Source organism: Nitrososphaerales archaeon (genome assembly GCA_032906765.1).
Taxonomy (GTDB): domain Archaea; phylum Thermoproteota; class Nitrososphaeria; order Nitrososphaerales; family Gagatemarchaeaceae; genus DASPPF01.
The window spans coordinates 202116-224125 of sequence record JAJTZB010000003.1 but is presented as its reverse complement, the minus strand read 5'-3'; the positions used below and the strand labels follow the sequence as shown (position 1 = coordinate 224125).

Below are 22010 nucleotides of genomic sequence, written 5' to 3'. Positions count from 1 at the left end.
GTACTTCGGATAATCGAAGTTATTTGAAGGTTATGTGATTCACAACATAGCCCAAGTCAGTTTGGCCAAGGCTGCAGCACATTACGGGACCTGACGGTCGAAGCCCAGCCTAGCCCCCGAGACGGGCAAGAAGCTGGAGGAAGGGCTCTACAAGGGAACTCTGTACGCTATCGGATACGGGTTCGTCGGCTTGGGCGTCGTCTGAAGGATCCACTTCCATCCGTGCCTGGGCTCAGCGAGCATCTCACAGTTGAGATACATCTGCGCGAGGTACGGTCGGAGGTTCTTCCCCGAGACGAGCGCACAAGCCCTGCCCGTGTCGACTGCCAGCTCCTTCGAGATGTCGTTGAAACTCCTGCCCTGATGCCGAAGCCTCCACGCCTGCGCAAGACGGCGGTACTGGACGACGTCCCTGTGGTCCCAGATCGGGTTCCAGAAGCCTCTCAAAAAGCCGAGGTTCTCCCAGTCTCCGGGGAACTTCCCGTCCAGCATCGCGTGCTCCCGCAGGGTGTACTTCGGCCATCGGACTCTCGCTCTTCCTCCCCAATCATTCGTTTCTGACGGCTCATCGGACTTCATCGCAAGGATTCAGAAGGACGCCTGCTTCGTCGCCGGGGCTTCGCTGGAAAGTTCGATTCGCGCTGTGGTGGCGCTAATCTTTAATTGCGGGACAGTGCTGTTGGAGGCAGATGAAGCTGGGAGAGACTCGCGTGAAAGTGACAGTTCACGGCCCCAAGGGCAGTGAGGATGTTGTGATGCTCGCGGACACGGGTTCGAGCCACACCATGGTTTCTAAGGACCTGGCGGAACGCTTGGGCATAGAACCGATGGGCGAAGCCGTCGCCGAACTTGCTGACGGGACTGAACGTCAACTGGAGCTGGGGCGGGCAGAGATTCAGATCGGCGCCGAAAGAGAACGAGTGCGCGTCGTGATCGGTCCGGTGGGCGAGTCCCTTCTTGGCCTCTCGACACTTGAAACCCTGGGCTTCAAGGTGAACCCAGTCGCACATAGGCTGGAGCCTGCGAAGCTCATCCTCTACGCAGCCGTCGGCTGACTCTTCCTCCTCTTTCCCTCTCCCTGGTGGATTCACGGTCGCCTCCTCATCTTCGTCACGTCTTTGTCGCGGGCCGTTTCCACGAGAGCTGCATCTTATCGGATAGAATCAGACGTTCACTGGAACGCTCGAATGAGGCACGACCGACCAACGTTCCAACCATCGAATAACGTCCTCGCCCTGGACGCGGGGTTATCTACGGCTCTCGACCATGTTTCTGGAGATGCGCAGGGTCAGATGCGAGCTCTGCTCCGCCGAGTTCACCTGCCAGGGGGGCCAGGGGTGCTGGTGCACGCGCGTGACCGTCTCGGGCACCAGAAGGAAGGAGATCGCAGTGCTGGCCAGCGACTGCGTCTGCCGCGGCTGCCTGACGAAGGGCGCGAACCAATCCTCTCTTGCCGTGGGCTCCGTCGCAGGCAGAGACGCTTAAATCCCTAGGTCTGATGTTTATCGGATTGTATGAAGAGGTTGCGCCAGCGGAGACCCAAGAACTGGGCGGACATCGCGGTGGACGCCTGGGTCAGCCGTCGGGCTGGGCGCCAGGCGAAGAAGGGGACGAAGGGGTCGAAGGCAAAGGAAGACTGGGCTGACAGGGCGATAGATTCTTGGATCCAGAGACGGCTCGGCGGGCAAGGGAAATCCTCGAGGACCTTGGGGACACGATCCTAAGGCGAATTCCGCGAGTCAGGGACCGCAGCCCCGAGACTCTGATGGAGGAGATCGAGGCGCTGGACATCGTCTTGGACCTGAAGTCGAAGCTTGAAACAGAGTGAGACTTCCCCCCCCTCTTCCTTCCCCGGAGGGTGCTTTCAGTTCGTCATCTCGACATCGGGGCGCTTCGGGGCGGACGCCACCTACACGTGTCCAGCCTTTTCGCGCAGTTGGATGTACCACTCAGGTAGGTTGTAATCCTCCGCCCTGTACTGAGGCTGGTACGGCTTGATGTCCAGCACGGGCGTGCCGTCGAATAGGTCCAACCCGGCGACGTGCAGCGTTCTGCCTTCCATTCCCACCAGGCGGACCAAAGACAGCGACACCGGGTTCGGTCGGGTCGGAGAGTCGAGCGCGAAGACTCCCCGCGTCGGCAGCTCCTCAAGGCTGAGGCCCTGCTTCAGGAGGCCCCTGGGCTTCACCCTCAGCGGCCCGACCTGTTCCCGCCTCAGCTGATGGAAGTAACCAATCACGAATATGTGCGAGAAGCCCTCGAGGCCTTCCAGCGCGTCCTCGAACTTTTCGTACACCTCCACCTCTGCCTCCCCGCTGCCTGTGCGGGATCTTATCTCGTCCTGCGTGGCGCGCGTATGCACCACCCCAATCGGCATTAGGTTGATCTCGTCCACACTCTCAAAGGGCCCGGCCCGTCGCTGGTTCTTTTAAGCAAGAGTAGGTCATGTTCTGTCAAGTCTTCGGGCGGTCGTTCTCCCTGTTAGGCTGCAGGCGATGCTTAATGTGGCGAATTTCGGGGATTGACAGCAGCAATGAGGCAGTAACAAGTGGCAGGGCAACGAAGAGTGAGACTCCAAAGGCCGTGAGATTTCCGATGGATGGTGCGTTATACCCAACTTCAAATGAGTAGAAGGCACCCCAGTGAGATAGCCAATAACCGAGAGACTCTAGTCCGGCATTGTTGCCAAGACATAGAAACGCAAGTTGGTCGGAGCACCGAAAAATGGTTGCCGGAATCAGTGGAACAAAGAAGACGAACAGAACCACCAGTAGGATTGTTGCGGCCCCTAGTCTGATGCTTCTTCCCACAGAGAGCGGGGTCTTCATTTCATCACCCGAGTCATGAGTAATTGATCTCCGAACCCTGCTTGTGGTGAAAGCCAAGTATGAATCCGATGCCATACAAGGCTCCAATCGCTATCAGCCCATCCAACCCGAAGAGGTAGACGATAATGATGGCGACCATGACCAAGATGGACGGCCAGTTGAGACGTTTCATGAAGGCATTTTTCCTCTGGTCGGTCATTTCTTCTCCCACTCCAACACCCGATACTTAACAGCGTAGGCCAGCCCCCGTAGACTCTACAGACCCTAGCCGCCAAAGGATTTTGTGGGCAACAGAGTAGTCAGCAGTGGACTGTCATGGACTTCATGAGAAAGTGTCCGTCCTGTGGGCGGAGGCTCATTGTCCGCCACACGAGCAAGAAGCTGATTGGTTCCGAGAGGGACGCGGAAAGGATCTTGCATGACATAGTCGTTGTCAATCGTGGAGGTATGACCTCATCAGGTTCTGTGTGGGCGTCCGCCAACGCTATGACTGTGGAAGAGGTGCCTATCGAAAGAGAGGAGTTCGAAGTCTCTTACGAGTGCAGGCATTGTCACCACAAGTGGTCCGAGACTTTCACCAAGGTCAGCAGGGGTATGTAGCCCCCAAGTCAACATGGAGAACGAACACTTGAAGACCTAACGGATCCTGATTATCCACTTGTCCCATCCCCGACCTCTTGGGCCACTTAGCTGAAGAAAGGATAATTGGTGGGACCTGAATGTCCGAATCAGGGAGGTTAGCAGGTTGGAGTTGAACTCGCTCGCCGCCTGTATGGTCGTGGGAGGCCTTGTGGCCGCGATACTCGTTGACGCCTCCTTCCTTTTCGTCGGCAACTGGTGGAGCGGCCCCGTAATTGGGCTGTTGGTCTCGGTTGCGATACTCCTCGCAATCTTCGGCGGGGTTGCACTCTTTGTCCTGAATTCCGTGATTGGAATAGCAAGAGAATGGTAGCCAACTCCGACATCCGCACGTCCCTGGCTCAAGCTGTGCGACAGAACGTCGGCGTGAGCTTACCCGCAGTGGCGAACAGGAAAAGGGCAAAGGGTTTACTGCGCCTCCGCCGAGGAAGGCCACCTCGGGCATCCGTATAGACCATGAAAATGGTGCAAAGAACACAGAAGGTGTAGGGTCGAATCAATGCCTCAAATCACGCGCCTACTGCGTGGGTTGCCAGACTCTTCGATGCATGGAGGGGTGACCTCGAATCCCTCTCCCTTGCGGCCCTGGCCAGGATCAGGGCAGCGACCGCGGAGGCCATCACTTGGATTTTTCGATCGCCACGTCGATGTACGCTTCAGCGTCGTAGAGCTTGCCCTGCAACCCCCTGTGACTCCCGCTCTTCCGGACGAGGTGCGGGCCCTCGACCTTCCTCGCGATGTACACGACTCTCCTCCCGGCTATTCCGTCGCCTTCGTCCGTAAGCAGTGTCACTTGGACCTCGCCTTTACCATGCCCTGGGCTTCCAGCATCCTGGCCGCCTTGAAGGCGACGTCCAGCTCCAGACCCAGCTCCTCCGCCAGCTCGCTCACGTAGTGCGCACCGGGGCTCTTCGAGAGATATCGGTCCATCATCCTGGCGGCTCCCTTGACCGAGACGTCTCTGACCTCTATCATCTTGCTCCCCAGCCTGTCATTCACGTGCTGCTCGATCGCTTCGCGTATGAACTCGTTCCTCGAAGCGTATCGGAGCCCGGAGACCGCCCTGTCCAGCTTCGCCGCCAGGTCGGCCGGAATCCTGACTGGCACTATCAGTTGCTTGCGGTTGAGAGTCCGCCTCGCGTTGTCAGCGACGGCTGCGGCGTAGGCCATCCTACTGCGTCTCCTTGCTTACGGCTTGGGGTTGCATCGGGCGTATACAGTGTATACGCGTATATAAAAACCACTGGCAGAGGCCGCCATGAGCATCGAAACCGTAAAGCTCTCCCTGGGTCAGTTTCTCAAGCTCGTGGGCGACGCAGACGGGTTTCCAAGCTCGACGCACGTCTACTGGAACGGCGGTCGGCTCTTCGCAATCACAGTCATTGCTGTTCTTTGCGTGGGTATTGTCTATACAGCTTATGAGTACGGAGAACCGGAAAACTCCGTGACGATGCAGTCAAATCAGCTCACAGCCCTTCTCAAGGGGCATTTGAACAACTCAACGTTGATAACGGTTATGGGATTGACTCTCAGCCAGAGTAGGAATTCCAACGCCGATGCCTCGTTTACACTAGTTATGTCTAACCAATCAAACAACACGCTTTCTCGTTTGGTTGTGCTGTTCTTTCCAAGAGAATCTGCGAATGGAGCCATTAGTGTGTCGATGGACCGAACAATTTTGAATCCTCGCGATGTTTCGTTTGGAGCTACAAACGTCCCAAGATGCTCGCCGGGGGAGACATACCTGTTCGCTGTGAGCGTCAGCTGACTTGTGCGGTGGCGAGATCCCAATTCAGCCAATCGCAGGAACTTGGATTACGCCGGAGACTCCCCGAACGTCCCTTTGCCCAACCGCCCGCACCGACACCCTCTCCATCGCCCTGGCCGGGTGTGCGCTTATTAGTGCGGGCCAGAGTGATGTTTGTCGAGGATAGGATGCCGAGGCCTGTCACTGATGATGACGTGAAGCGCGGAATGGCGAAGTTGGATAGGCTACTTGCCAATCCTTCCGAGTTCGAGAGATGGGCCAACGAAACTCTCGACAAGGCTCGGAAGCTCAAACGATGAGCTGGGAAATCGATTCCAGAATCGAAGAGTTGGTCGAGGCCCTTATTCCCGTAGTCAAGAGACGTGTCATGAGCTCGCTCGAACGGTCCCCCGAGGATTTTGTACAAGAAATTCAGACTCTTGCGAGTCTCCTCACCATCAGAAGGAATATCGGCCACGGGTGAACGGTCCCTCAATTTCCGAAGGCTTCAGAATAACAATGGATGGTAGATGCGCTGGTCGCGATCACGCTCGTCAAGCTCCTACGACGCGATACCTCGTAAGCGTGTCACCGGAATCGTGACCTGTGCCCGACCTGCCCGCGAAGACAAGCTCTGCTTGACGCTCGCGTTACCCCTTATTTTCAATCATAGGAATCGCGTTCCCAGCTCAAGTAGCCCAGGCCGAGTCGAAACGATTGCGTGATGCATCGATGAAGGTATGTGTGATCTTCGACACCAGGTACGGCAACACGGAAAAGATAGCGAAGTCGCTCGACGCTGGGCTCAGGAAGGCAGGGATAGAGACTGCGTGTCTCCATGCCAAAGACGTTGCCGTCGACTCACTGAAGCAATACGACTTGATCTGCATCGGTGCCCCGACAGAGGCGTTCTCCGTGTACAAGCCGATGAAGGAGTTCCTTGGCAAGCTCGAGGGCACTGACCTGTCCGGAAGGTACGGGTTCGCGTTCGACACGAAGCTCGATTCCAGGTTCTCCGGCAGCGCCGCGGGGTTCATCGAGAGAAAACTGGGTGGTCTGGGCCTTCAGGTCATAGCGCCACGCGAGTCGGCAACCGTCTCCACCGTAAAGAATAAAGACGCAATCGATGGCGCGAGGCTCAAGGAAGGAGAGGAGAAGAGGTTCGAGCAGATTGGAACACAGGTTGGAGCAGCCCTTGCTGCCGCGGGAAGGGTAATCATGGCATGAGCCTTGCAAGTGAGAGCCTGCGGCAGAGCCAGCCTCCAGGGAAGTACGAAGGTCCCATCGTACCCGTCGTTCTTTCGATCCTCGGCATAGTAGTGTGGCTCGTCTTCATCCTGTTCTACGCGCTCTACTGGTCGAGCGGCTTCAGCCTGTTTCAGAACGTCATCGTGGCCATCGTCTCGCTTGCTATAGCCGGTCTGCTAATCGGTCTGATGTGGATGCCTTGGTATCGCGTGACTGGCGAGCGGCGCTGACACCTTCCTTCCAGCATTGGTGAATAACGGAGCTTGACTTCAATCGAGCAGTTCTCCGGCCGGAGATACATCAACCTAGAATCATACAAGAAGAATGGGGAGCCGAAACTGACTCCTGTCCAGTCATTGGAGCATGACGGCCTGATCTACATGCGCACCGACCCCACGACGTGGAAGGTCAAGCGGATTCGGAGGAACTCCCACGTCCGAGTTGTACCATCCAGCATGAATGGGAAGCCGATTGGGACATGGGTCGAAGGGGAGGCGCGTATGCTGGAGGGAGAAGAAAGGGATCAGATGCTGAATGTCTTCAGAAAGGAATACGGAGGAATCGGATTCTCAATGATGGGTTTTGTCGGCCGGCTGAGAGGAGAACGAATGACAGCCATCATTTCAATCAAGCTCTGACGCATTGGGTAGGGGCTTGGAAAGGTTATTCTTGGAGTAGCTACGTCTAGCCACCAATGAAGCCGGAGGACGTCGAGACTTGGAGACGGGCGCTGCTCAGGTTCAGGGAGCGGAAGGACGAGTTCTTCAGGAGCGACCACGACTCACCGCTGGGCCACGACGGCCAGGGGATGTTCGCAGGCCTGAAGTACTTCGAACCTGACCCAGATTTCAGGCTCGAGGCGAAGCTGCAAAGGTACCCCAGCCCCGACAGCGTGATCATGGCCACCAGCAAGGGCACCCGCCAGCTCTTCAACAAAGTCGGCTACTTCGAACTGTCCATTGACGGCCAGCAAGTGAAACTCCAAGCCTACCAGTCGGCCGAAAGGGAAGACGCGAACATCTTCATTCCCTTCAGGGACGCCACCTCCGGGAGGGATAGCTACGGAGCTGCGCGGTACCTCGACCTCCAAGTTGAGCACGATGACCAGTACGCGGTCGACTTCAACTACGCCTACAACCCCTACTGCGCCTACAGCGAGGACTACATCTGCCCCCTTCCGCCGCAGGAGAACTGGCTCAAGGTGTCGATCCGAGCGGGCGAGAAGAAGTACCACGACTAGATTTGGCTGGGCGATAATCTCCTGGCATCATCGTGTTCTATCTGGCCTCCCACGTCCTCCAATCGCCGTCCCTCGCTCCATGGACCTTGAGGATGTGCGCCTTCAGCTCGTCCGCACCCTCACACGTGAAACCGCAATAACACTTCTTCATTGCTGCGCTCGAACCATCCGCTGCCGGAGACTCTGATATCCTGATGACCTCTGTCACTCTCCGAGCCTCTCGAGCACCTGCATGGCCCGCAGCGTAATAATCTTGCTCGGCTCTCCGACCGCTTCGAGCGCGATGTACCTGATCGAGGGCTGGTCTTTCTCGAGGAGCCAGTCCAAGGTCTTCTTGGACTTCACACCGTCTTGCGCCTCCGCCTGGTATTAAAGACAGGCAGGGCTAGCTCTTTCTCCTCCAACCGTAGAGAAGACCTATGACGCAACAGCAGCGCTTGCAGCGAGCAACGTTCCTATGAATGGCAGGAGCGCGATTGAGACCGCCAGCGAGACCCAGGGCAAGACCCTCTTGGCTCCCCTTTCCTTCAGCAGCTTGATCCCCGCTGCCGATCCCACCACGTACACCAGCACAGCAGCCCCGCTCGTCGCCAGGAAAGCAGATTGGATGTCGAAGCGCATGAAGTAGAACACGGCCAGGCTGAGGACGATCATCGCAAGGAGGGCTGCGAGGGCCCGACGAGGTACACCCGTCCTCGGGTCCACCGTTGCGAGAGCCCCTGGGAGGCTGCCGTCCCTCGCAGCCGCGTAGACGACCCTTGCCATCCCAACCGTGTACGCGTTCACCGTACTGAAGATGACGACAACCGCGAGGAGCGACACAGCCAGCCCCCCGTAGGAGCCGAAGACGTTCGACATCAATTCAGCGAACGGCGTCACCCCTCCGCCCGCAGTGTAAGCTCCAGTACCCACTATGGCAAACGCGACAGCCAAGTAGAGCGCGCCTATCAACAACACACTGAAGGTCACGCTCCTTCCGAAGTCCCGCTTCGGGTTCTCGAACTCTTCAGCCACATTTGACACGTTTTCGTAGCCCAAGTAGGACCAGACTATCAGGGCGGAAGCAACACCAACGGAGGCCAAGCCGTTCGGCAGTACCGGGACGAAGTTCTTCGCTTCGATTCTCGGGATCGACGCTGCGACCGCGAACGCCAGCATCAAGACGATCGTCGTAACCATCGCCACCTGGACCCTTCCGCTCAGCCTGATACCGAAGAGGTTGACCGCGTAGGCCATCAACAGGATGATGGCCGCTGCCGCGAAGACCCACTCCCTGGGCATCGGAAAAGCGAACGCGAGGTATGAGCCCGCCGCCAGAGTGATTGCCGGCGCCCCCATGACCACCCAGGCCACGAAGAGCCACGCCGTCATCGTGCTCACCCCGGGCCCGAAGCTCTCTCTTGCGAAGGAGTAGACTCCTCCCGAGTCGGGCCTGCGAGCCGACAGAGTGGCGAAGGTGTATGCGAACGGGTAGCTCGCGAGCGAGAGGAGGGCCCAGGCGAGCAGCGAGGCCGGGCCCGCTGTCCGGGCGGCCAGCCCGGGAATGACGAGTATGCCTGCCCCGAGGACGGAGCTTACGTAGATTGCGACGGCGTGTCGCAGCGTGATTACTTTGCGCAGACCTGTGGGGCCGTCCTTTTGGCGGTCGTCAGGCATCTTGTTAGGGGCCGGGAGTTTTCTGGATATAAGATAGCAGGGGCGAATCGACACGAAGGGGAGGGAAAATCGAAAGTGTTCTGTCTGGCCGACCTGATTCGGTTTCGCTTTAAGTATCCAAGTCGCGGGCGATTGCCGTTTGAGGCATCGGGTAAGGACGGCGCGTGCCGCACCCGTCGTCGTCGCTATCTTGATAGCCGCGGCCTTTCTCCTGGCAGCCAGGCCGGCGCCCGCAGCCGCGGCCCAGGTTCCGCTCACGGACAAGTACATCATGGCGTTCCTCGCCTGCAACACAGCCACGTCTGACTGCTCCAACCCTCAGAACCACGAGACCTACCTGGCCGAATCAAACGACAGCGTCTCGTGGTCCTCCGTCTCTGGCTTCAGGCCGTACCCGGGTAGCGTCCCAGACGTCACCCGGAGAGGTAACACAGTGTACCTCTACAATCCCGGCACCCTCGTCCGCTTCCACCTCGATACGGGCATCGAGGACGCTCCGATCTCTGTAGGCCTGCGCTTCAGCAACGGGACTTCGGCCACCTTCGTCGACCCGAGCCTCTTCCTCGACGCGAGCGGTACCCTGCACCTGTTCTACCTGCCGGGGATTAGCGGGCAGGACCCGGCGCAGTGCGCGGTCGGCCAGTCCACCTGCACAAAGCACATCATGAGCGCGACTGAGGTCGCAGGGAGCGACGGGAACTCCTTCCTGACAGACTCTGGAACGAGGGTCGACTTCTCCATAAGCGGCTGCTGCTTCTCCGACCCGGCCGTATTTCAGGGGCCCAACGCCTACTACCTGTATGTATCCGAGGGCCAATCCGTCCTCGCCTTCGAATCAACCAGCCTCACTGGGCGTTACTCGCCGGTTCAGGGCCTGAGCGGAGGGACGCTGGTCCCGCAGGGGGTGGGCGGCGTTCCCGCTGGCTACTACGACAGCTCCTCCGGTATGTACTGGACGTTCGTCAGCCAGGGTTCGACTACGGCCGTGATCGCGCGCGCTTCAACTTCGAGCATCAGTTCCCCCATACGCGCCGCATCCTTCTCGACAGTCCTCTCAGGGTGCAACCTCCCGCAGCTCGGCTGCTCATACCTTGTGGCGAGTCCGGGCTTCCACGCGAACTCAGTCGGTTCGGCGACCACCTCCTCACGCTCGTCGTCAACTTCGACCGGGTCATCGCAGGCGACCTCGACGTCACTATCTGCACCCATATCTCTCTCTGTCAACAGCGCGACAACGAGCTCCCCGTCCCAACAGGCTTCGGCCGGACAGACTCCAGGCCTGCCAGTTGCGGAGCTGGCGCTTGTCGCCGTTGCCGTTGCGGTCGCGATTGTGCTAGGAGCGATCAGGATTCGCGGCAGGCGTCCTTCAGGCTAGGGTAGGAACACAGCAGAGGCGACGACAGAGGTCCAGATGCCCGCCTTGTCGCCCGTCGCTGACTGCGTGATGTCCGTCGTCTTGATCATGAGCCCGCTCGCCTGAAAGAGCTGCTTCCTCTCGTCCCACGCAGTCGACGGGTCGAAGGTGATACCCATGGTGGTCGCCAGCATAGTGGCAGCCATGTCCTCCGCGTAGTCCCCCGCCGCTTCGTCCGTCTGCCCGAACGAGTGGTGCTCTAATATCCGATTGTGGGTCGTAAGCGAGAGACACGAGTACGGATAGAGTCTGCAAAGACTGTGGGACATTGTTGACGGAAGAGAATTGGCATTTGTCAGCTCGTGCGGACCACTACTACCGTTGCAAGGTCTGCGTTAGGAGGCGGGTAAGAGAATGGCGAGTGAAGAATCTTGAGCATGTCAAGCAGTCCCGCCGGGGTTCAGAGTGCTCTGCATGAACTGCGCGTTTATTAAGAGGTGCGGGAAGGTTGGTGAAAGTGTCGAGCCAAGAATACTTCCACAACTACTACTTGAAGAACAAGGAAAGATTCAGGGAGCGGAACAAAACCAGCCATGCAGAATTTTATGCCCAACTACGCTCGGAAGTTCTCAGCCATTACTCCCATGGCATGAGATGCCAGAGGTGCGGCTTCGGCGATGAACGAGCACTATCAATTGACCATATCAAGGGCGACGCCAAACACAGACAGAACCCGAAGAACAGTGGTTACGCCCTCTATCAAATGCTCAGAAAGAAAGGCTTCCCCGACGGGTTCCAAGTGCTATGCGCTAACTGTCAGGCAATCAAAAGAAGGGAGAATCAAGAATCCCGCAAAGCGTAGTCAGTTCGTCAAGATGGCAGATGGGTGAAGCGAAGCGTAGGCAAGGAGGTAAGGCACGCGAGATGACTACGGAATGAAGATCGCTCCCGCGACCACTGTTGTCCATTGACCCTTCTGCGCTACCGCGCTTTGGGTTATGTTGGCTGTCTTGATGATCTTCCCGGAGGATTTGAAGACTTGCTCGCGGTCATCCCACGAGGTATTCAAATCGAAGTCTAATCCCAATGTCGAAGCGAGCATCTGGGCCGCCAAGTCCTCGCTGTATTCTCCGGCCTCTTCCTCGGTTACACCAAACCCGTGCCACTCCGAAAGGTAACCGTAATCAGAGGGGTTCGAAGGGATTGCCACTCCGATGGATGACGCCAGCAGCCTGCGGGGCTCGTTGGTTGAGTTCCTTGCGAGGACGAGGAAGACAATCTCGCCCGGCTTGAGCAACTCTATCCCCTGCTCTCTCGGGACTTGTTTGCACCCCGGAGGGATGATGCTAGAGACAGTTACGAGGTTGAACCCGCTGATGCGCGCGTCGCGCAAGGCAATCTCAAACGAAGAGAGATTCTCCTTGTGCTTTCCCACGCCTTTGGTGAGGAAGAAGGAACGCGGAATCAACTAGCACCAAGCCATTCTATTCACGATTTAAGGTTGCGGGCATTTCTCAAGGATGGAAATCCGTTCGAGGTTCAGCCTGAAATAGGAGCTCCGACTTGATTGTACAGGAAAGCATGAAGACGCTCGGCGGCCTGGTCTACGTGACCTCTGAGGAGATGAGGAGGATCGACGAGGCAGCGATAGAGGAGTATTCGGTCGACGTGCTCTCACTGATGGAGAACGCAGGAGCTGCGACTGCGGAGATGGCAAGGCGGATGCTCGGCGGTGGCCTCGCGGGGAAGCGCGTGGCCTGCATCGTCGGCAAGGGGAACAACGGGGGCGACGGGCTGGTCGCTGCAAGGCACCTCCACAACTGGGGGGCTAAGGTGAGCGTTGTCCTGAGCGGCGTGCGGGCGGATCTGGGCGAGCTACCCGCAAGACAGCTTCAGGCTGTGGAGAAGATGGGTTTGTCCGTCGTCGAAGGCGGCGGGGACCTCGGGAGCTTCGACCTCCTCGTCGACGCTCTTCTCGGCTACAACGCCAAGGGGGACCCCAGGGAACCCATGGCTGGCCTGATCCGACGGGCGAACGGGTCGGGCATTCAGATCCTCGGCCTTGACATCCCTTCGGGGCTCGACCCGACAAGCGGCTTGCCGAACAACCCGTGCATAGAGGCGAAGGCGACGCTCACCCTCGGGTTCCCGAAGACCGGCTTCCTGAACCCTGCATCGCGGCGTTACGTGGGTGAGCTCTATCTCGGCGACGTCTCGATACCCAGGGAGTTATACAGAAAGTACTCGCAGTCTACTCCGCCGTTCGAGAGCGGCGCAATCGTGAGGGTCCAGCTTCCGCCTTGATTGCCTGGAGAAGAGGTGGCACAGGGTCGTGCGATTCGCTTAAGACGAGGCGCGCCGACCCTCCTCAATGGCCGCTCCCTCCGCCTCGGTAATCCGCAGCCTCCCTAAGTGCGACCTGCACAGCCACATCGACGGTTCGATTCCCCTTGGCGAGCTATTCCGCATAGCCAGGCGGCACAGGCGGACGATTACCACACAGAGCGGGACTGAGATTGACAGCGTCTCGGCGTTCGCGAGGCATGTGAAAGGCCCCGGATACGACTCGATGCTCGAGAACATAGTGGAGCGGTTCTATCCGATCACAAACCTGATGCAAACACCGGAGATACTGAGGGACGTCGGGAGGTCCTACGTCGCGGGGCTGAAGCGCGACAACATTGCCTATGCCGAAGGCAGGTTCGCCCCCCAGTACCACACGAAGGAAAGCCTCCCGCTGGAAGAGGTGATCGAGAGCATGGCCGAGGGGCTGGCGGAGGGATGCGAGAGATACGGGGTGAAGGTGAAGCTGATAGTCGCGATTGGAAGGGAGTCCAAGCCTGAGTTCGGCCAGAAGGTCGCAAAGGTGGCTGCGGGGAGCCGCTCAGTAGTGGCCCTAGACCTCGGTGGCCCCGAGGCAGGGAACCCGCCTGAGAAGTTCCGCGGAGCCTTCAAGCTGGCGGCAGACGGTGGGCTGAAGGTCACGGTGCACGCCGGAGAGGGCGCAGGCTCAGTGGAGCAGAACCTGAAGAACATCAGGACGGCCATCTCCGACATCGGGGCCCAGCGCGTGGGCCACGCGATAGACCTGGCCAAGGACGAATCCTTAGTCAGTCTGGCGATGGAAAGGTCGGTTACGATAGAGATGAACCCCGTCTCGAACATGGTCCTCGGGAAGATTCGTGGCCCCTCGGACTTGGCCATCGACAGGCTGCTGAAGGAGGGCGTCTGTGTCACAGTCAACTCGGACGACCCAGCCCTGTGGCCCAGGGGGTGCGTATCTGACGTCTTGATCAGTGTGTGCAGGGCCTACCGCTTCGGCCTCGACGCTTTGGACATCCTCGTAACCAACTCCATCATGGGGGCATTCGCCGGAGAGAACGAGAAGGCGGCCCTTCTGGAGGAGTATCACGCCGTAAGGAAGAAACTTTCCTAGCGGCTCACATGCTCGAGCCCTGAGGCTGCTCGCACGCGAAAGCTGACGGATAGATATTGCCGGGCTGGGCTGTCACCTGGTCCACATGGTAGACTATTGTGAACTCCGTCATGTTCACGTTCGACCGCACCGCAATCGCAAGGTCGACGCTGCTGACCGACGTTCTGGGCGCGCTGATCTTGAACGGCAGGTCAATTATCTGTCCCTTGACTACCGAAGTTATGCCCAGACTGCAGACGGGCGTGTTCGCCGCGTCCGTCGTTGGCGACGTCAGCTGTGCGTAGAAGGGCGTGAAGTTTCCCGTCGAAGTCCACTGGACCTTGAGGTAGAACTCGGTTCCGTTGAAGTTCGTGGCGACGACGGAAGCGTATTCGGCGAATGGTTTCTCCTGCGTCGGGAAGCTGTCGTTGGTGTAGGCGAGGTAGCCGAGGAAGAGCCCGAATGCGGCCGCGCCGATCACCGCCACCACCACTATGAGCTTCGCCCAGCTCACTCCGCTGCCACCTTGACGGTTCATCACTCTATCTCAAGTCGTCTAGCTTTGACACTGGGCGCATGAGGGAGAGCATCCTGTCAAAGTAGGCGCCGAGGGACTCCCTGAACTCCTTCTCCGTCCAGTCGGCCCTCGCGTTCTCCAAGAACCCCTCCAGCCAATCGAACTCCTGTTCTGCGAACTCTCCCAGAGAGGAGAGGAATCCTTTGTTCCTGTAGAACATCTCGCCGTCTGCCTCGAACAACTTCCTGCGCTTCAGCGACGCGATGGCGAATGTATTCCTGCAGAGGAGGGCAGCGTCGAGAACCGGGTCGCCGGAAGGCCTGTCGGAGACCCACTCAGTGAAGAAGCGCCTGGCGTTCTCCAGCTCCCTCTCCTCCATGGAGGCGAACACGATGTCGTCGACCAGTATGTTCTGGAGGTGGTTGAAGGCGTCAATCAGGTACTCGATCTCCTTCGCCCGAAGGCCCTCGCTGGTCTTCATCTTCTCGAGGAGCTCCTCCAGTATCTCTGTGTTGTGGGAGTGCGCACCCTTCTCAGTGAAGTAGATGTGCGCCAGCTCGTGAAGGACTAGCCCACCGAGCATCTCAGAGTCGAGCGCCCATTCCGAGATTACTATCTTGTGCGCTTCCCCCTCCTTCTGAGCGTAGCCCATTATCGCAAGCTTCGAGTCGACCGACAGCGAGACCTTCGACCTGACTTCGAACCCCTTGGACCTCATCCTGTCGATCGCCCAGCTCAACGTGTCCTGGAGCGACCTGTCGGTTCTCGCCGTTGGCATGGAGCGGCGCGAACCTGGCGGCTACGGATAAACCTCTCGGTCGCGTGTCCCTGTTGGCTCTCCGCACGAAAACTATTCTATCTGTCCTCATGGTTTCCCGTGGCGCGGGGATGAGTACTTGATCAGGCGCTGGGCCGCCAGCACACTGGCCATCTGCGGCGGGGCTCTGATGGTGGCGAGCGGTTTCGGGACGCGCGGCTTTCTCCTCACTGCACTGGGGATTGTCGAGGGAGAGATACCGAGATACATCGGAGGCGTCGTCGGGCTCACCGCCACCCTGGTAGTGACAGCCCTCGCGATACTCATCGCACTCGGGGGTGTCACTGTCGCTCTCGGCGGAGTCGCGCTCCTCGTGGGGCACGTGTCCACGGGCAGGTTCCTAGTCTACATAGGCGGCGGGACGGGGTTCCTCGGTCTCCTCGTGTCATTCGCCTTCGCGGCTCTGCAGGCCGGCCCAGCGGTCGGGTTGAGCTACGCGCCGTACTGGGCTGGGCTGGTGCTCGCGATTGTGGCTCGCCGGATTGCGAAGTAGCTATGACTGGCCAACCAAGGAGTGGACTTTACGCGAGGCCGGGTTCTCGGCCGTCTTCGCTCAGTGGTATATTGTCTCGGCGCTCGGCGGGTTGGCCTGGGGAGGCTCCACGATCTGTGACCTGAGCTCGTCGAGTCTTGCCTCGAAGCCAATCATGGAGGACAGGACCTCGAGCATCTTGACTACGGAGCGTGGGTGGGGGGCTGGTTCTCCATGGTCCACGGAGACCTTGTAGCCCCTGATACCGTACTCCTTCGCCATTCCGACGACCATCGAAGCGAAGAACGGGGCAGGCTCACCTGCGATCATCTTCACGCCCCCTTCCTTCAGCGCCTTGACCCCAGCCGAGTCCGTGGCGAACCCGTTGACTACGGGGTCCTGGAATTGAGGGACAGGGTTCTCTGTCCACCTGGCACCAACAGAGTAGAGCTCCCTCACCCCGGCGGCCTTGGCGAACGAAAGGATCAAGCGGGTGACCTCGTACTGGTCTTCCATCGGGCTCGAGTCGCCTGCGAACAGCAGAACGTCTCTCCTGCCCCTGCTCAGGTAGATTCTGCACGCGAGCAGCGTCGAGATTCCGTCGTCCCTCACGAGGACCTCCGGCGGGAAGGAGGACGAGTGCATCACGGCGACCTCTTCGAACTTCATCGTCTTCAGCATGTGCTTCGCCAGCTCCCTCCCTTGCGAGTACAGCTGCCTGTACTGGGGAATCGAGGTCGAGACTGCCACGAGCAGCACCGGTCTCTTGTACCTCCGGTTCCTCTGCGCCTCGAAATTCAGCCACAACTGGGTTCAGCCGTCCTCGGAGTTTCGTCGCTTATTTAACCATCCGAGCAGGTGCTGTCAAAAACTCGGGTCTCCGCAGGCAATCAGGGCGGTGTCAAGGGTCGGGACTCGGGAGCGGGTTCGGTTTGTCCCTACCGACCCATCGCCTTCAGGATTTCCTTCGCGCGATCAAGCCTTCCCCGCTCGTAATCGTTCGACGGTTTGTATTTCAGCCAGCCCTTCAGAGGCGCGATTCCGCTCGTCTGGTAGACCGAATCCGCGTGGTTCTTTCCTCGCTCGTATGCGTCCCTTCCGTCCTGCGGTTTCCCTTGACCGCAGAGCGGGCATATCTTGGAAGGCGACTCCGACACATGGCCGCACGAATAGAGCAAGTCTCGCGCTGGCCTCGGAGGGACGGTTTCCTAAACTTTCGGTTGATGGGTTCGCCCATTCACAGGAGGAGAACGCATGACACTCAAGACCGTAAAGGCGCGGAAGCGGAGAAAGCAACGAGAGGAAGACGAATCGTTGCGCTTCTGGAGGATTCCCTTTGACTGGTAGCCTCAGAAGGGGGCGCTGGTAGATGGAATGGCACTCGGTTTATCGTTCATTCCGAGACTTCGAGTGGAGACTCTACAAGGGAGAACTCGTCTTTATAGCATGTCTAGGCTATGTGATTGCGTTGGCTAGCGTCTTCTTCGAGCCTAGCCTTGGGTTGGCCGCTTTCTCTCTACTGATGTGGATAACGATGCCTTGGGCCTTCGCCGAGCACATGAAGGCCGAGAGGGAGAAGCTCTACCTCGTCTTGAGCCAGAGGCTATTCTTCACGTCGGGCTTAATCTTCGTCGCCACGGTAATAATAGACCTTTTCCAAGAGCCAGCCCCTTCGGCGACAAGCGTCCCCCTCACTCTCTATTTTGGCGCGGGCGCGGTCGCCCTCTTCCTCGGCATGTTCTTCGCTTACCTAGTAGTGGAGTCTTACACGAACTACTGGGGAGTCAAGAAGTTCATGGTATTCGGCGCGGCCATCCAAATCGGATACGCCGTTTCGCTTATGGTGTTCGGTTCGTTTTACGCCTTCGAGTTCTTCTACCTGAGCCCCCACTTCTCGGTTCTGCCGTTGCTCTATCAAGCGTATGTCGTGTCTCTCCCAATTGCAGTTGCATTCTCCGTCTATTGCTTGGCTAGAGCAATCAGGATACAGCCGCGGGGCTTCATTTGGATGACTCTACTATTCACTGCTCCCTTCCTATTCCGCATCCTCCTCTTGATTCTCCGAGTGAGTCAGATATCTTCATGACTTCGATAGATACTCGCTCAAAATTGTGCGAACCGTCTCGGGTATCGTGTCCAAGAGCCTCTTCTTTCGTTCCTGTTCCAGTTTCCTCTCCATCTCTTCCGTTATCGAGAGCATGTATCTCTTCAAGGCCATGCTTATCAGCCATAGGTATCAATAGATACTTTTATAAGGGTTCGCGTGATACCTATTGATAGCGATAAGCACATGGACACGAGAGCCAAACTCTTGGAGGTTCGCGCCGTGAAGGGCAACCAGATTGCCCAGACGGTCGGCCGAGTCCGACGCATCAGCGAGGGGGAATATGCAGTCCACTCGCAGAGGTCGGACGATTGGTATCAGGTCGTCGCGACCGAGGCGGGGTTCAACTGCTCGTGCCCAGACTTCACGAACCGAGCCATCAAGTGTAAGCACATCTTCGCGGTCGAGTTCAGCCACGTTCTAAGACAAACTGTCGAGCAACAGGTCAAGATAGAGCCGTTGGACATCCAGTCGTGCCTCTACTGCTACTCCAAGAGCATCATCAAGAGAGGCGTGAGGCACAACAAGAACGGAGACATACAGAGGTTCCTATGCCACGACTGCGGTAAGCGGTTTACTAAGAACCTCGGCTTCGAGGGCATGAAGGCCAGCCCTCAGATGATAACGAGCGCCCTCCAACTCTACTTTACTGGCGAGTCTCTAAGGAACACCCAGAAGTTCCTCGCGCTCCAAGGAGTCCAAGTCTCGCATCAGACCATCCACAACTGGATTAGGAAATATGTCGGGCTGATGGAGAAATACCTCGACCAGATTCAGCCGAACCTCTCCCCGACTTGGAGGGCAGACGAACTCTGGATTAAGGTCAAGGGAGACATGAAGTATCTGTTTGCGATGATGGACGACCAAACCCGCTTCTGGATTGCTCAGGAGGTCGCGGACTCGAAAGAGAAGCACGACGCGAGGACTCTGTTCCACAGGAGCGCCGAAGTCGCGGGGACGAGGCCGAGGCTGTTGATTACCGACGGCCTTCGCTCATACAACGACGCGTTCAAGAGAGAATACACCACCCATTTCACTTCGACCAACCCCATCCACGTCAGGGAGATTGCCATCACGGGGAGGATGCACAACAACAAGATGGAACGCATGAACGGCGAAGTCAGGGACAGAGAGAAGGTGATGCGGGGTCTAAAGACGACCGACAGTCCGATACTCAAGGGGTATCAGTTGTTCCACAACTACATCCGACCGCATGAGGCGCTGGACGGAGACACGCCAGCCGACCGATGCGGTATCAAGGTTGAGGGGTCAAACAAGTGGCTGACAATCATCCAGAACGCCTCGAAAGTCCCGAGGCTTGACAGCGAGACGAAAACAAGGGAGAACCCGCAGACTTGACAGAACCTCCGAGCATTTTTCTTAAATAAGCGGGAGCAAAGTCTTTTCCAACCCGTTCATGAAGGCATACTGGACAACGCTATCCCATAACGGAGTCTGCTTCCCAGACCTCTACGCGCCGGCCGGGCTCGCTGTCAGAGTGAAGGGGAGGGAGGTCAAGCTCTCCCCGCTCGCAGAGGAGATGGCATACAGCCTGGCGAAGAAGAAGGACACGCCGTACATACAGGACCCGGTCTTCAGGTCCAACTTCATGTCTGACTTCGTCCTCCAGCTCCCTGACTGGTGCAAGGGCGCGAAGTACGAGGACGTCGACTTCACTGAGCTCTTCCGAAAGGTCGACAGCGAGAAGGCAGCGAAGGAGAAGATGAGCAAGGAGGAGAAGAAGGCTCAGGCCGCAGACCGCAAGAAAAGGAGGGAGGCCCTAAAGGAGAGGTACGGGTACGCCACTCTCGATGACCAGCGAGTCGAGATAGCCAACTACATGGTGGAGCCTCCCGGCCTGTTCATGGGGAGAGGCCTGCATCCCATGAGAGGGAAGTGGAAGCCGAGGGTGACCCAGCGGGACGTCATCCTGAACCTGGACGAGAAGACACACGTGCCTAGAGACTGGAAGAAGGTCGTCCATGACCACGAGTCGATGTGGATGGCGAAGTGGGTCGACAAGCTCACTGACAAGGAGAAGTACGTATGGCTCCACGAGAGCTCGCACATTCAGCAGTCTAGGAGCAAGGCGAAGTACGACAACGCCGCGAGGGTCGAATCCAACCTCAAGAAGATCGAGGCCAAGATCAAGGACGGGCTCTCGTCGGAGGATGCCAGGGAAAGGCAGGTCGCCACAGTCTGCTACCTCATCCACGTGTTGGGAATGAGGGTGGGGGACGAGAAGGACGAGGACGAGGCGGACACTGTCGGGGCGAGTACGCTGAGAGTGGAGCACGTGGACATTCAAGGGGACACAGTCGAATTCAACTTTCTAGGGAAGGACAGCGTCCTTTGGAACAAGAAGGACAGTCCGCCGCCCCAGGTCCTGAAGAACCTCCAGGAGTTCATGGCCGGGAAGAAGGCGGAGACCGAGATATTCCACGACGTCAGCTCTGGAATGGTCAACCAGTTCCTCTCCTCGATTGTCCCGGGTCTGACCGCCAAGGTCTTCAGGACGTACCACGCCACAGCAAAGACAAAGGAGGTCCTGCGCGCCAAGGACGTCAGAGAGTGGGACGATGTCGACAAGCTCTACTACGCGAAGGAGGCGAACCTGCAGGCAGCGATCTTCTGCAACCATCAGAGGACTCCTCCCAAGACATGGGAGCAGTCGTTCGAGAACAAGAAGCAGAAACTCGAAGATGCGAAGGGGAGGGAGAAGAGGGACGAGAAACGAATCAAGAAGCTGGAGAAGGAGTTGGACTTCTACGTCCGCACCAAGAACTACAACCTCAACACTTCCCTGAAGAACTACATAGACCCCCGCGTCTACAAGGCGTGGTGCGACCACGTCGGGCTAGACTGGGCCAAGATGTACTCGAAGTCGATGCAGAGGAAGTTCTCGTGGGTTGCCAACTCGGGGAAGAAGTGGGAACCCGAGGCGAAGTCCGTCGAGGTTGTGGCGAAGTCAGCGAGACCGGCCGAGGGCGCGCCATAGCTCGTCGGCAGGGGCCTCCCCGACCGTCTCCCTCTTTCCGTCCGCTCTGACCAAGAATCTCCCCCTTTTCCTGAAGCGCCCGACCCGCGTCACCTCCGCGACCTTCCCTATCGCGCGGGCCGCTGCACCCTGTTCGCTCTCGGGGACAGCGATGAGGAGAGACCCCGAGCCGATGAGTCGGAGTGGGTCCAGCGAGAACCTGCGGCAGACCTCGCGCGTCACCCGTGCGACTGGGACGTCCTCCTCGTACAGCTCGAACCCGAGGCCAGACGCGAGCGACATCTCGTAGGCAGCCCCCACGACTCCTCCCTCTGTGCAGTCGTGCATCGCGTGCACGTGACCGCTGCTGAACCCAGCAGTCGCTTCCTTCACTATGCTGAGCTCCTTCTCAAGCACGACCGCGTCTGAAGCGAGTCGGCTGGGGAGGGGCCGGCGAAGCCTTCTGGCCTCGCGTGCCAGCACGGCCGTGCCTTCTAGGCCTGCCGTCTTTGTCATCAGGATTGCGTCGCCAGCGGTAGCCATCTCAGATGACACGAAGCTCCTCACGAAGCTGAATGCCGTGACGACAACGATCGGCCTCTTGAGCCCCGGCGTGACCTCGGTGTGACCGCCGACGACCGAGATCCCGAGCCTCTTTGCGGCAGCATCCATGTCTGCAGCCAACCTGCCGAGCGTCTTGGAGGTGGAGTCTTCTGGCATCATTATGATCGACTCCATGAACTGCGGCGCGTTCCCGCTTGTTGCGACGTCATTTGCGCTCACGACGACGGCGTACTCTCCGATGCCCGATGAGACACCGGTTATTGGGTCGGAGGATACGATCATGTAACCTCCGTCGACCTTCACTGCTGCGAAGTCAACGCCCGGGTTGGGCCCTGTGAGCAACCTCGCTGAGGTGACGCCTGTCATCCGGAGGACTGTCTTGCCCAGAACCTTAATCGGGATCTTGCCGAATCCGAGTCTTTCCATGTCCCG

35 protein-coding genes are annotated in these 22010 nt (G+C 58.4%); 19 read left to right on the top strand and 16 right to left on the bottom strand.

Annotation, left to right across the window (positions count from 1 at the left end; translation table 11 throughout):
* Positions 1–147 precede the first annotated feature (147 nt).
* Positions 148–579 (bottom strand): hypothetical protein, encoded by a 432-nt coding sequence (locus tag LYZ69_04995; protein MDV3277809.1) that lies wholly within the window; start codon positions 577–579, stop codon positions 148–150.
* A 110-nt stretch (positions 580–689) separates the two neighbouring features.
* Between LYZ69_04995 and LYZ69_04990 the strand changes: the two genes are divergently transcribed.
* The 3 genes from LYZ69_04990 to LYZ69_04980 all read left to right on the top strand — a co-directional run bounded on the left by LYZ69_04990 (position 690) and on the right by LYZ69_04980 (position 1828).
* Complete coding sequence (locus tag LYZ69_04990) at positions 690–1055, top strand: retroviral-like aspartic protease family protein (protein ID MDV3277808.1); 366 nt, start codon at positions 690–692, stop codon at positions 1053–1055.
* Between the two features lie 223 nt (positions 1056–1278).
* Positions 1279–1485, top strand: a complete 207-nt coding sequence (locus LYZ69_04985) for a cysteine-rich CWC family protein (protein MDV3277807.1) — start codon at positions 1279–1281, stop codon at positions 1483–1485.
* A 175-nt stretch (positions 1486–1660) separates the two neighbouring features.
* The gene (locus LYZ69_04980; protein MDV3277806.1) at positions 1661–1828 is read left to right on the top strand and encodes a hypothetical protein; all 168 of its coding nucleotides are present in this window, start codon (positions 1661–1663) and stop codon (positions 1826–1828) included.
* Positions 1829–1909: 81 nt separating this feature from the next.
* Here LYZ69_04980 and tsaA read toward each other — a convergent pair whose 3' ends face one another.
* Together tsaA and LYZ69_04970 are read right to left on the bottom strand one after the other, a co-directional pair.
* Entirely contained in the window at positions 1910–2395 is a 486-nt protein-coding gene (gene tsaA, locus LYZ69_04975; GenBank protein MDV3277805.1) for a tRNA (N6-threonylcarbamoyladenosine(37)-N6)-methyltransferase TrmO, read from the bottom strand.
* 446 nt (positions 2396–2841) lie between these two features.
* Positions 2842–3027: a hypothetical protein gene (locus LYZ69_04970; protein MDV3277804.1), complete on the bottom strand. Its 186-nt coding sequence runs from the start codon at positions 3025–3027 to the stop codon at positions 2842–2844.
* Between the two features lie 116 nt (positions 3028–3143).
* Between LYZ69_04970 and LYZ69_04965 the strand changes: the two genes are divergently transcribed.
* Positions 3144–3428: a hypothetical protein gene (locus LYZ69_04965; GenBank protein ID MDV3277803.1), complete on the top strand. Its 285-nt coding sequence runs from the start codon at positions 3144–3146 to the stop codon at positions 3426–3428.
* A gap of 145 nt (positions 3429–3573) precedes the next feature.
* On the top strand, positions 3574–3780 hold the full coding sequence (locus LYZ69_04960; protein ID MDV3277802.1) for a hypothetical protein: 207 nt from the start codon (positions 3574–3576) through the stop codon (positions 3778–3780).
* Between the two features lie 306 nt (positions 3781–4086).
* On the opposite strand, the gene LYZ69_04955 is transcribed toward LYZ69_04960, so the two are convergent.
* Positions 4087–4260: a hypothetical protein gene (locus tag LYZ69_04955; GenBank protein ID MDV3277801.1), complete on the bottom strand. Its 174-nt coding sequence runs from the start codon at positions 4258–4260 to the stop codon at positions 4087–4089.
* Entirely contained in the window at positions 4257–4637 is a 381-nt protein-coding gene (locus tag LYZ69_04950; protein MDV3277800.1) for a ribbon-helix-helix domain-containing protein, read from the bottom strand. Before LYZ69_04950 ends, LYZ69_04955 begins: the two co-directional genes overlap by 4 nt.
* A gap of 88 nt (positions 4638–4725) precedes the next feature.
* Between LYZ69_04950 and LYZ69_04945 the strand changes: the two genes are divergently transcribed.
* The 6 genes from LYZ69_04945 to LYZ69_04920 all read left to right on the top strand — a co-directional run bounded on the left by LYZ69_04945 (position 4726) and on the right by LYZ69_04920 (position 7702).
* Complete coding sequence (locus LYZ69_04945; GenBank protein MDV3277799.1) at positions 4726–5235, top strand: hypothetical protein; 510 nt, start codon at positions 4726–4728, stop codon at positions 5233–5235.
* Positions 5236–5384: 149 nt separating this feature from the next.
* Entirely contained in the window at positions 5385–5534 is a 150-nt protein-coding gene (locus LYZ69_04940) for a hypothetical protein (GenBank protein MDV3277798.1), read from the top strand.
* A gap of 397 nt (positions 5535–5931) precedes the next feature.
* A complete protein-coding gene (locus LYZ69_04935; GenBank protein MDV3277797.1) occupies positions 5932–6441 on the top strand; it encodes a flavodoxin family protein in 510 nt (169 codons plus the stop codon).
* On the top strand, positions 6438–6692 hold the full coding sequence (locus LYZ69_04930) for a hypothetical protein (GenBank protein MDV3277796.1): 255 nt from the start codon (positions 6438–6440) through the stop codon (positions 6690–6692). Before LYZ69_04935 ends, LYZ69_04930 begins: the two co-directional genes overlap by 4 nt.
* A gap of 33 nt (positions 6693–6725) precedes the next feature.
* Positions 6726–7100, top strand: a complete 375-nt coding sequence (locus LYZ69_04925; GenBank protein MDV3277795.1) for a PPOX class F420-dependent oxidoreductase — start codon at positions 6726–6728, stop codon at positions 7098–7100.
* A 56-nt stretch (positions 7101–7156) separates the two neighbouring features.
* Positions 7157–7702: a DUF1684 domain-containing protein gene (locus LYZ69_04920; GenBank protein MDV3277794.1), complete on the top strand. Its 546-nt coding sequence runs from the start codon at positions 7157–7159 to the stop codon at positions 7700–7702.
* Between the two features lie 37 nt (positions 7703–7739).
* On the opposite strand, the gene LYZ69_04915 is transcribed toward LYZ69_04920, so the two are convergent.
* The 3 genes from LYZ69_04915 to LYZ69_04905 all read right to left on the bottom strand — a co-directional run bounded on the left by LYZ69_04915 (position 7740) and on the right by LYZ69_04905 (position 9358).
* Complete coding sequence (locus LYZ69_04915; protein ID MDV3277793.1) at positions 7740–7910, bottom strand: hypothetical protein; 171 nt, start codon at positions 7908–7910, stop codon at positions 7740–7742.
* Entirely contained in the window at positions 7907–8047 is a 141-nt protein-coding gene (locus LYZ69_04910) for a hypothetical protein (protein ID MDV3277792.1), read from the bottom strand. Before LYZ69_04910 ends, LYZ69_04915 begins: the two co-directional genes overlap by 4 nt.
* Positions 8048–8119: 72 nt before the next feature.
* Positions 8120–9358: an amino acid permease gene (locus LYZ69_04905; GenBank protein ID MDV3277791.1), complete on the bottom strand. Its 1239-nt coding sequence runs from the start codon at positions 9356–9358 to the stop codon at positions 8120–8122.
* 139 nt (positions 9359–9497) lie between these two features.
* On the opposite strand from LYZ69_04905, the gene LYZ69_04900 reads away from it, so the two are divergent.
* Positions 9498–10733, top strand: coding sequence for a hypothetical protein (locus LYZ69_04900; protein MDV3277790.1), 1236 nt, complete (start codon positions 9498–9500; stop codon positions 10731–10733).
* On the opposite strand, the gene LYZ69_04895 is transcribed toward LYZ69_04900, so the two are convergent.
* The gene (locus LYZ69_04895; protein ID MDV3277789.1) at positions 10730–11041 is read right to left on the bottom strand and encodes a pyruvoyl-dependent arginine decarboxylase; all 312 of its coding nucleotides are present in this window, start codon (positions 11039–11041) and stop codon (positions 10730–10732) included. The genes LYZ69_04900 and LYZ69_04895 overlap by 4 nt on opposite strands.
* 182 nt (positions 11042–11223) lie before the next feature.
* Between LYZ69_04895 and LYZ69_04890 the strand changes: the two genes are divergently transcribed.
* The gene (locus tag LYZ69_04890) at positions 11224–11574 is read left to right on the top strand and encodes a hypothetical protein (GenBank protein ID MDV3277788.1); all 351 of its coding nucleotides are present in this window, start codon (positions 11224–11226) and stop codon (positions 11572–11574) included.
* 66 nt (positions 11575–11640) lie between these two features.
* Here LYZ69_04890 and LYZ69_04885 read toward each other — a convergent pair whose 3' ends face one another.
* Positions 11641–12180, bottom strand: coding sequence for an arginine decarboxylase, pyruvoyl-dependent (locus LYZ69_04885; protein ID MDV3277787.1), 540 nt, complete (start codon positions 12178–12180; stop codon positions 11641–11643).
* Positions 12181–12275: 95 nt separating this feature from the next.
* Here LYZ69_04885 and LYZ69_04880 point away from each other — a divergent pair, with 95 nt between their 5' ends.
* Positions 12276–13016: an NAD(P)H-hydrate epimerase gene (locus LYZ69_04880; GenBank protein MDV3277786.1), complete on the top strand. Its 741-nt coding sequence runs from the start codon at positions 12276–12278 to the stop codon at positions 13014–13016.
* 67 nt (positions 13017–13083) lie between these two features.
* Positions 13084–14148, top strand: a complete 1065-nt coding sequence (gene add / locus LYZ69_04875) for an adenosine deaminase (protein MDV3277785.1) — start codon at positions 13084–13086, stop codon at positions 14146–14148.
* 4 nt (positions 14149–14152) lie between these two features.
* On the opposite strand, the gene LYZ69_04870 is transcribed toward add, so the two are convergent.
* Positions 14153–14641, bottom strand: coding sequence for a hypothetical protein (locus LYZ69_04870; protein ID MDV3277784.1), 489 nt, complete (start codon positions 14639–14641; stop codon positions 14153–14155).
* A gap of 28 nt (positions 14642–14669) precedes the next feature.
* A complete protein-coding gene (locus LYZ69_04865; protein ID MDV3277783.1) occupies positions 14670–15422 on the bottom strand; it encodes a DUF5781 family protein in 753 nt (250 codons plus the stop codon).
* Between the two features lie 118 nt (positions 15423–15540).
* Here LYZ69_04865 and LYZ69_04860 point away from each other — a divergent pair, with 118 nt between their 5' ends.
* Positions 15541–15954: a hypothetical protein gene (locus LYZ69_04860; GenBank protein ID MDV3277782.1), complete on the top strand. Its 414-nt coding sequence runs from the start codon at positions 15541–15543 to the stop codon at positions 15952–15954.
* 60 nt (positions 15955–16014) lie between these two features.
* On the opposite strand, the gene LYZ69_04855 is transcribed toward LYZ69_04860, so the two are convergent.
* The gene (locus LYZ69_04855; GenBank protein MDV3277781.1) at positions 16015–16740 is read right to left on the bottom strand and encodes a PAC2 family protein; all 726 of its coding nucleotides are present in this window, start codon (positions 16738–16740) and stop codon (positions 16015–16017) included.
* Between the two features lie 131 nt (positions 16741–16871).
* Complete coding sequence (locus tag LYZ69_04850; protein ID MDV3277780.1) at positions 16872–17111, bottom strand: hypothetical protein; 240 nt, start codon at positions 17109–17111, stop codon at positions 16872–16874.
* Between the two features lie 290 nt (positions 17112–17401).
* On the opposite strand from LYZ69_04850, the gene LYZ69_04845 reads away from it, so the two are divergent.
* Positions 17402–18019, top strand: a complete 618-nt coding sequence (locus tag LYZ69_04845; GenBank protein ID MDV3277779.1) for a hypothetical protein — start codon at positions 17402–17404, stop codon at positions 18017–18019.
* On the opposite strand, the gene LYZ69_04840 is transcribed toward LYZ69_04845, so the two are convergent.
* Positions 18014–18151 carry a hypothetical protein gene (locus tag LYZ69_04840; protein MDV3277778.1) on the bottom strand — a complete coding sequence of 46 codons (138 nt, stop codon included), beginning with the start codon at positions 18149–18151 and terminating at the stop codon, positions 18014–18016. The genes LYZ69_04845 and LYZ69_04840 overlap by 6 nt on opposite strands.
* A 72-nt stretch (positions 18152–18223) precedes the next feature.
* Between LYZ69_04840 and LYZ69_04835 the strand changes: the two genes are divergently transcribed.
* Together LYZ69_04835 and LYZ69_04830 are read left to right on the top strand one after the other, a co-directional pair.
* Complete coding sequence (locus LYZ69_04835) at positions 18224–19396, top strand: DDE-type integrase/transposase/recombinase (protein MDV3277777.1); 1173 nt, start codon at positions 18224–18226, stop codon at positions 19394–19396.
* Between the two features lie 58 nt (positions 19397–19454).
* Positions 19455–21035, top strand: a complete 1581-nt coding sequence (locus LYZ69_04830; GenBank protein MDV3277776.1) for a DNA topoisomerase I — start codon at positions 19455–19457, stop codon at positions 21033–21035.
* Here the strand turns inward: LYZ69_04830 and LYZ69_04825 are convergent.
* Positions 21006–22004, bottom strand: coding sequence for an AIR synthase related protein (locus tag LYZ69_04825; protein MDV3277775.1), 999 nt, complete (start codon positions 22002–22004; stop codon positions 21006–21008). The genes LYZ69_04830 and LYZ69_04825 overlap by 30 nt on opposite strands.
* Between the last annotated feature and the right edge of the window lie 6 nt (positions 22005–22010).

Bases quoted from the DNA above. Each gene is read 5' to 3' on its own strand.
- LYZ69_04995 (MDV3277809.1), bottom strand. From the start codon at position 579: ATGAAGTCCGATGAGCCGTCAGAAACGAATGATTGGGGAGGAAGAGCG.
- LYZ69_04990 (MDV3277808.1), top strand. From the start codon at position 690: ATGAAGCTGGGAGAGACTCGCGTGAAAGTGACAGTTCACGGCCCCAAG.
- LYZ69_04985 (MDV3277807.1), top strand. From the start codon at position 1,279: ATGCGCAGGGTCAGATGCGAGCTCTGCTCCGCCGAGTTCACCTGCCAG.
- LYZ69_04970 (MDV3277804.1), bottom strand. From the start codon at position 3,027: ATGACCGACCAGAGGAAAAATGCCTTCATGAAACGTCTCAACTGGCCG.
- LYZ69_04965 (MDV3277803.1), top strand. From the start codon at position 3,144: ATGGACTTCATGAGAAAGTGTCCGTCCTGTGGGCGGAGGCTCATTGTC.
- LYZ69_04950 (MDV3277800.1), bottom strand. From the start codon at position 4,637: ATGGCCTACGCCGCAGCCGTCGCTGACAACGCGAGGCGGACTCTCAAC.
- LYZ69_04945 (MDV3277799.1), top strand. From the start codon at position 4,726: ATGAGCATCGAAACCGTAAAGCTCTCCCTGGGTCAGTTTCTCAAGCTC.
- LYZ69_04940 (MDV3277798.1), top strand. From the start codon at position 5,385: ATGTTTGTCGAGGATAGGATGCCGAGGCCTGTCACTGATGATGACGTG.
- LYZ69_04930 (MDV3277796.1), top strand. From the start codon at position 6,438: ATGAGCCTTGCAAGTGAGAGCCTGCGGCAGAGCCAGCCTCCAGGGAAG.
- LYZ69_04920 (MDV3277794.1), top strand. From the start codon at position 7,157: ATGAAGCCGGAGGACGTCGAGACTTGGAGACGGGCGCTGCTCAGGTTC.
- LYZ69_04905 (MDV3277791.1), bottom strand. From the start codon at position 9,358: ATGCCTGACGACCGCCAAAAGGACGGCCCCACAGGTCTGCGCAAAGTA.
- LYZ69_04895 (MDV3277789.1), bottom strand. From the start codon at position 11,041: ATGTCCCACAGTCTTTGCAGACTCTATCCGTACTCGTGTCTCTCGCTT.
- add (MDV3277785.1), top strand. From the start codon at position 13,084: ATGGCCGCTCCCTCCGCCTCGGTAATCCGCAGCCTCCCTAAGTGCGAC.
- LYZ69_04865 (MDV3277783.1), bottom strand. From the start codon at position 15,422: ATGCCAACGGCGAGAACCGACAGGTCGCTCCAGGACACGTTGAGCTGG.
- LYZ69_04840 (MDV3277778.1), bottom strand. From the start codon at position 18,151: ATGGCCTTGAAGAGATACATGCTCTCGATAACGGAAGAGATGGAGAGG.
- LYZ69_04835 (MDV3277777.1), top strand. From the start codon at position 18,224: ATGGACACGAGAGCCAAACTCTTGGAGGTTCGCGCCGTGAAGGGCAAC.
- LYZ69_04830 (MDV3277776.1), top strand. From the start codon at position 19,455: ATGAAGGCATACTGGACAACGCTATCCCATAACGGAGTCTGCTTCCCA.
- LYZ69_04825 (MDV3277775.1), bottom strand. From the start codon at position 22,004: ATGGAAAGACTCGGATTCGGCAAGATCCCGATTAAGGTTCTGGGCAAG.